Raw genomic sequence first — 6604 nt, 5'->3', positions numbered from 1 at the left:
AAATAACTAATTTCAATAAAGAAATAGTAGATAGTCGCTCTCCATTATTAAAATTCAGAATCGATACAATCAACTTGTAAATTAAATAATCAAATTAGTGTTTTCGTTAATAATGCTGTCACATTCATGATGACAGTAACCCATCAAAAAACCTAAAACGTCCGTGTAGACCATAGTCCTATTTTAATCAATTAAATAAAAAACCTCCGTTAATACTAGCATTGAGTAAAACCAACCTATCTAATTGAATATTAAATTATTCTCTAATAATTTCACTTCTACCTCTCTGCTTAAAATCATACTAAAACTCATACTTCTCCTAAATAATAAACTTTTTTTACTACTTCACCATTTTTTAAAGCACTTATAGTTTTGAAAGTTAAGCAACAAGTTACATTCAATCAGTGAGAGGTGGAATTATGGTTAGAGTATTTCGGATTCTTCATAACTTCATCGTCTCCGTGTTAATTTTTAGTATGTCACTTTCATTCTATGCTAGCGCTAACAACTTAACGTTAGGAATTAGTGGTCAGATCAAAGATCGATGCGAAATAAACTTTTTCTCTGGCAACATTATGAATTTTACGGAACACCGTGATGTGCAATCGCTGCCTTTTAATATGTATTGTAACCGTCCGTTGGGTATAACGATCAACTCAAAATATGGAGGCTTAAAATATCAACACCAAGGGGTTGATATTATTGAGAGTTACAATTTGTCATTGCAAATAGACGAAATTCGTCTTTATGAAAGTAGGCACAGCAGCCAACTTACTTCACCGGTAATGATAAACAGTTCTGGTGTTATTCCTTTCGCTCAACATGGGAGCCTTAGGGTAGCACTCGAAAATAGCTTGCGTTTCGCAGGTTATTATCAAGACGTTATAGAGATCGAAGTTTACCCTTCGATTCATAGCGTGACAAAGTGAAAACTCTGCAATGTATCTGCAGAACAACAAACGCTCAGCAGTATTCGAGCCAATCATTTAAGATAAAGGAATTTCTAATGAAAAAGCTAACACTCTACGCAGCAACAATCACTGCTATTTTTGGTGCTCAAGTCCAAGCCGCTCCTGGTGATGTCCAGTTAGTTGGTTTTGTTTCACCTGTATGTGAAGTTACTGGTCTTTCAACGCAACTGATGGACTTCGGTAACGTATCTCAAATTCAAAACCTTTCTGTTAGTGGTCTTAACATGAAGTGTAATGACGTCGATGGTGCAACTGTGACACTGACAAGTGCTGAAGGTGGTCTAGAGTCAGACGATAGCGAAGACTACGCTCTTACCTACGATGCAACATTTAATCCTTCAGGTTTAGCTCCTTTCACGCTTAATGCACCAGGGGGCCCAGGTCTAAATGACGTTTCAGTCAGTAATTCTTATGGCGGTTCTGGAGCGTTAGCGACAGGTGTTGCCGCATCTATTGATATTGTGACTACAGAAACCTCCCCGTGGGCAGGTGGCTACTCAGATACATTAACCGTAAATATCACCTCAAATTAGAGGTTAATAAGTCGGGGGCTATTATTTGGCCTCCGACTTAATCTCATCTCAATATCAATATCAATATCAATATCAACGACATAAGTTTAATTTGGAGCTCTTCGCTATGTATAAATGGATCATGCATAAATGGATCGTTCTTTTCCTATTGTCATTCACTTGTCTGTCCGCTCATGCGTTCAAAGTCGAACCGATGTCTATGGAAATGACACCGCTTGGCAAAAGAGCTCAAATGACCATGAGGGTTGAAAATTCTTCAACCGAACCACTCACGGTTGAATTGTCTCCAGTATTTATGACCATGAACGAATATGGAAAAGAGACCACGACACCTGCAGATGACGAGCTATTAGTGATACCGGTGACCGCAATAATAGAACCTGGACGATCGCAATCCATTATGGTGCGGTATTTGGGCGATCCTTCCATCACAGAATCTAAAGCGTATCGCATTGCTGTTAAGCAAGTAAAAGTTCAAAGAGCGAGCAGTAATCAAGGGCAAGTAAGTCTTTTACTTCAGTTTAATACGCTAATCAACGTGCGACCTCAGAACACAGCTTCCCAGCTAGAAATTAAAAGCATCGAGCAAAATGACAAAAAGAACAAATGGGTTCTTGAAGTACTTAACAGTGGTAATAGTTATGGTCGATTAACCAATACAACATGGAAGATATCTGATGGTAAAAATTCAACCTATTTAAAAGGCGTAGAAATCGCTAAACGTATTCCGGGTACTTTGGTCCTTCCCTACTCCACTCGCTTTTTCGAAATGCAGCCTCTTAAAAATTATGACGTTAACACCCTATCGATTGAAATAGAGCAGGATCAATAGCAATGAGACGCTATATCTTGGGTGGGCTCATTTATTGGCTTCTGTGTGCACAAACGTTTGGCATAACATTGTTTCCAACCGTCATCGAGCTCAATACAGATCACCGGGCAACATCGCAACTGGTTGTCACTAACAATTCAACACAAGCTCTCCCACTAGAAGCTAACGTTCGTCGTTTGAACTTCTTATCTGATGGCACGTTCCAAACATCAGATCTATCGAGTGAAGAGATGTTTGTGTTTCCACCAGCCGCAATGTTGGCACCCGGTGCACGCCAAGTATTCCGCATACAGTGGTTGGGAAACCGATCACTCGAAACCTCCCAGAGTTACTTCGTTCGCTTCAGTACCGTGAATATTGGCCAGAACAACGCGAGAATAGACAAACCCATCGGCTTAACAACCGGTATCAATTTACAAGTTCACTACAATGCGTTGTTACACATTCACTCATCCTCTTTAGAGCCTGACGTGAAATTACACATAGATGAACAAGGTAAACTAACACTCACTAATTCTGGGTCGCGATTTACCTATACATCGTTACTTCATTTTGCGGGGCTCGAATCTCAGAGCCAAAAAGTACATGAGGCTTTAGGTGAACAGTTTATTCCACCACGCTCCATTATTACTTTGCCTTCTTCTTTAAATTATTTACCAGTGGGCACTTACCATGGGCATGAAGACTGAAACCTATCACAACATATGGCAAGTTTTGTATGTCTTGGTATTAGTACTTTTTTATTGTGCTGCTTTAAGCCCTGCTGCTTGGGGTCAAGAAATGGTCTTGAACCCCACTGGACGAGATATTCAACTTACCTCTTTGTTAAGGATAAGTGACACCATACTTGGCGAAGCGGACATTATCATTACCGCAAACAATGAAATCTTGTTACCGAAGGAAAGTACGCTTTCTCTCCTTTCGTCCGTCGTAACTCAAGAAGGTATTGGGAAACTCAATGACACGACAGACGATGAGATGCTGTCTCAGCACCATTTTGAGAGCGTAGGATTAGGTCTAAGTTTCGATTTCTCTTCATTAGAATGCATCGTGACGGTACCGCCTGAATTTAGCTTAACCCAGCAACTGTCTATGAACGGCGCAGATGATTTTTATAACTATGCTGAGCCAAGTTTGTTTAGCGGATACGTTAACTTTGCCCTTTCGGCCAATGAGAGCCAATATGTCGATCAGAATTCGTCAAGGCAGGACCTCTACCGCGGTCAATTCGATTCCGCACTTAACATTGGTTTTCTAAACTTTGAGTACGAATCCTATTTAGAAAACAGCTCATCACAAGATTCGCGATACGTAAGAGAAGGATCTCGTCTTAATATTGACTTTGCAGAACAAGGCACACGACTTGTACTCGGCGATATGTACAACAGTGGTCAATCTTTTCAGGACAGCACCGACATACTTGGTATTGGCTTAACTCGAGATTTCACGCTAATTCCAACCAGAAATGCGCGACCACGAGCCAATCAATCATTCACACTTCAAAGGGCCTCAAATGTCGATGTCTATATAGATGGGATTGCCGTCCAAAGATTAACCCTAGGTGCTGGTAGCTATAACCTTAGTGATATACCCCTGGCGCAAGGTAGCAATGATATTGTACTCGTCATCACCGACCGCTCAGGTAATGAAGAACGCATCGAGTTTTCTATTGCAACCGGTAACGATTTGCTCAATAGCGGTGAGTTTGAATATAGCATCATGTATGGAGCGCCTTCTGAATTACAAAATGGACAACTAGAGTACCTAACCGACGAGCGTATTCTCCATGGTTATATCGATGTGGGTATTAGCCCTTGGTTAACGTTGGGCACGAACCTTCAAACCCGTGAAGATCTTTACCAATATGGTGCCACCGCGTTATTCGCTTCTACATGGGGCGTCACTGAACTCACTGCCTCTCGTAGCGAACACCCTACATTTGGAACTGGCGACGCTTACAAATTTGCGTTCGATGCGGAGTTTTCCAATACGAACACGCTGTCCCCACAACTGAGTGTGAGCTATGAATATCTGGACAACAATTTTACTGGGGTCTCAGGGTTTGATGCTTCCGATATCGATATCGATATCAACTTAACCACTCATTATGTGTCTGCATTCAGCTCCATTTACCTTGGTCAGTCTTTACGTGCCGCCATGACCCTCAATTATCGCTCGGGAGTAGACAAAGAAAACGATTATTGGCTGATTAGCCCGAGTTTATCAGACGGACTGTTTGATACTCCCGCCACCTGGAGTGCACGCGTTAACTATCGGCATAACGCAACCGAAGCCGATGATATCAGCACTACTGTCACCATAAGCTGGCCTCTTAGTCGACAAACTCGTGTAGTCGGTCGTTACACCACAGAGCTTAATGAAGCCGCCTTAGATTACAGCTATCAGAATAATATTGGTAACACAGGGGGGATGTCGGCGTTTGCGAGTGTCATTACTAACGAAGAAACGGATGCCGATATGGATGCTGGTATTAACTACACGGCTAACCGTTATGAATTAAACGCGACCCACGCTTCGCGGCTTGAAGACATTAGTGGTGAAACACGAAATCACAGTACTGATGTGACTATAAGTAGTGCCCTCGCTTTTGCAGGTTCATCTGTGACGCTCGGCAGGCCGGTGCGCGAAGCCTTTGCTATTGTTAGCAAGCACGAAAGCCTCGCAAAAAATGACGTGGCTGTCGACCCAACAAAAGATGGTGAGTACGCACGCGTTTACCTTAAAGGAGGTGCAAGTGCCATGGTTCCTGACCTTGTTGCTTATAATGGCCAAGTAGTCGGTTACGAGGTCGATAACTTGCCACCAGGGTATGACTTAGGTGATGGTGCTTTTTGGATTAAGCCTGGTTATAAACGGGGATTCCAGCTACAGATCGGATCTGATGCTGTATTAACTGTTATTGGAAAGCTATTCGATCGTCAAAGTAACAACCCTATTTCACTTGTCGCTGGTGTAGCACATTACCTTGGTGATGCAAAACAGTTGCCGATTGACTTCTTTACCAATCGTAACGGCATATTCGCAATCTCTGGATTAAAGCCGGGGAAATATCAATTGGTACTCGACACTAAAGAACAAGAATCAGTCATCATTACCCTCAGTGAACGCAGTGACAACTTGATAAGACTAGGAGATGTTTATGTGGAATAAACAAGTTCTTTGGGGAGCCTTGTTCCTCATCGCCATAAGCCATGTACCTTCGGCATTGGCGTGTGAAGCCAGTGCCTTGGCTATTCAACCCGTCTCATCGAAATCACAATATGATGTTTTCAGCGCAGGAACGTTCGCAACAATAAACACTTATCGTATAGATGCGATCATAATTGGCGAACCCTGCAAATTAGACTTAATTTTACAACTTAACGATACCAGTCGATCGTTAAAAGGGGTAAACCAAGCAAAACTCGGCTTTGAATGGAGTGGGCAGATTGGTATGTCAGTGGCTAATCAATGGCACTTATCATTAACCGAAAACCAACCTTCGGCAACGATACAAATGCGTTTCCCAAGTAAACAATGGTTAGCGTCAGGAACCTATCGAGGGTTATTGGAAGTCTCGCCTTCTTATTCCTCAGATAGTAAACAAATAGAAATTAGCCCTAGTTCACTCCCGGTATCTATTAACGTTCCGCCTGCTGCAAAAATTCATTTTTATGGATTGACCCAACAACATTATGACCTTGATCTAGGGACTTTATATTCCAACAAGGTTATTCGTTCCGCACCTAACCTATGGGTTCAAAGCAACACAGCTTATACCATCGTATTGGAATCATCCCATCAAGGAATGCTACGTCATGAATCTAATGAGGCAAAATGGGACATTCCATACAAACTTTCCCTCGAAAACGACAGAGTAAACCTTGAACAACTTGACGCAAGAATTCAACGTCTTTCCGCTACGATTGGTCAGCCGATTCCTTTGAGTTTTGTCATCGGTGAGACAGAGAACAAACCAGGAGGACAATATGACGATACATTACAAATTTCTATCGAACCCCAACTTTCACAACAACCATGATTATGTAATTATATAAAAAGTTAGGTATTCGAATCAATTATATAAAACCCATCATCATACAATCAAACGTGATTTTTCAGTTTCGGAGTAAATTATGTATGAAACTTAACAACCACCTACTAAAGTAGGTGGGTTAGTATTACGGACTGAAAGTCCGGATACGGGTCAAAGACCCGTTGTTAGTCGCTTTCAGTTCGGAAGTTATCTTCAACCTTTGGCTCAAAAT

Annotated in this window: 6 protein-coding genes; all 6 read left to right on the top strand. The window is 41.8% G+C overall.

What is annotated here, in order from left to right; translation table 11 throughout:
- Positions 1-404 precede the first annotated feature (404 nt).
- Positions 405-929 carry a hypothetical protein gene (locus tag H5300_RS24780; RefSeq protein ID WP_181360074.1) on the top strand — a complete coding sequence of 175 codons (525 nt, stop codon included), beginning with the start codon at positions 405-407 and terminating at the stop codon, positions 927-929.
- Positions 930-1006: 77 nt separating this feature from the next.
- Entirely contained in the window at positions 1007-1504 is a 498-nt protein-coding gene (locus tag H5300_RS24775) for a hypothetical protein (RefSeq protein WP_182797164.1), read from the top strand.
- A gap of 106 nt (positions 1505-1610) precedes the next feature.
- The gene (locus H5300_RS24770; protein ID WP_029222589.1) at positions 1611-2336 is read left to right on the top strand and encodes a molecular chaperone; all 726 of its coding nucleotides are present in this window, start codon (positions 1611-1613) and stop codon (positions 2334-2336) included.
- 2 nt (positions 2337-2338) lie between these two features.
- A complete protein-coding gene (locus H5300_RS24765) occupies positions 2339-3025 on the top strand; it encodes a fimbria/pilus periplasmic chaperone (protein WP_017095441.1) in 687 nt (228 codons plus the stop codon).
- Positions 3009-5507 (top strand): fimbria/pilus outer membrane usher protein, encoded by a 2499-nt coding sequence (locus H5300_RS24760; RefSeq protein ID WP_259397936.1) that lies wholly within the window; start codon positions 3009-3011, stop codon positions 5505-5507. Before H5300_RS24765 ends, H5300_RS24760 begins: the two co-directional genes overlap by 17 nt.
- A complete protein-coding gene (locus H5300_RS24755) occupies positions 5497-6378 on the top strand; it encodes a hypothetical protein (protein ID WP_182797163.1) in 882 nt (293 codons plus the stop codon). The genes H5300_RS24760 and H5300_RS24755 overlap by 11 nt, the downstream gene beginning before the upstream one ends.
- Positions 6379-6604 lie beyond the last annotated feature (226 nt).

Source organism: Vibrio sp. SG41-7, assembly GCF_014164465.1.
Lineage (GTDB): Bacteria > Pseudomonadota > Gammaproteobacteria > Enterobacterales > Vibrionaceae > Vibrio > Vibrio splendidus.
The sequence above is the reverse complement of the archived record's forward strand: the minus strand, read 5'-3'. Positions and strand labels throughout refer to the sequence as shown.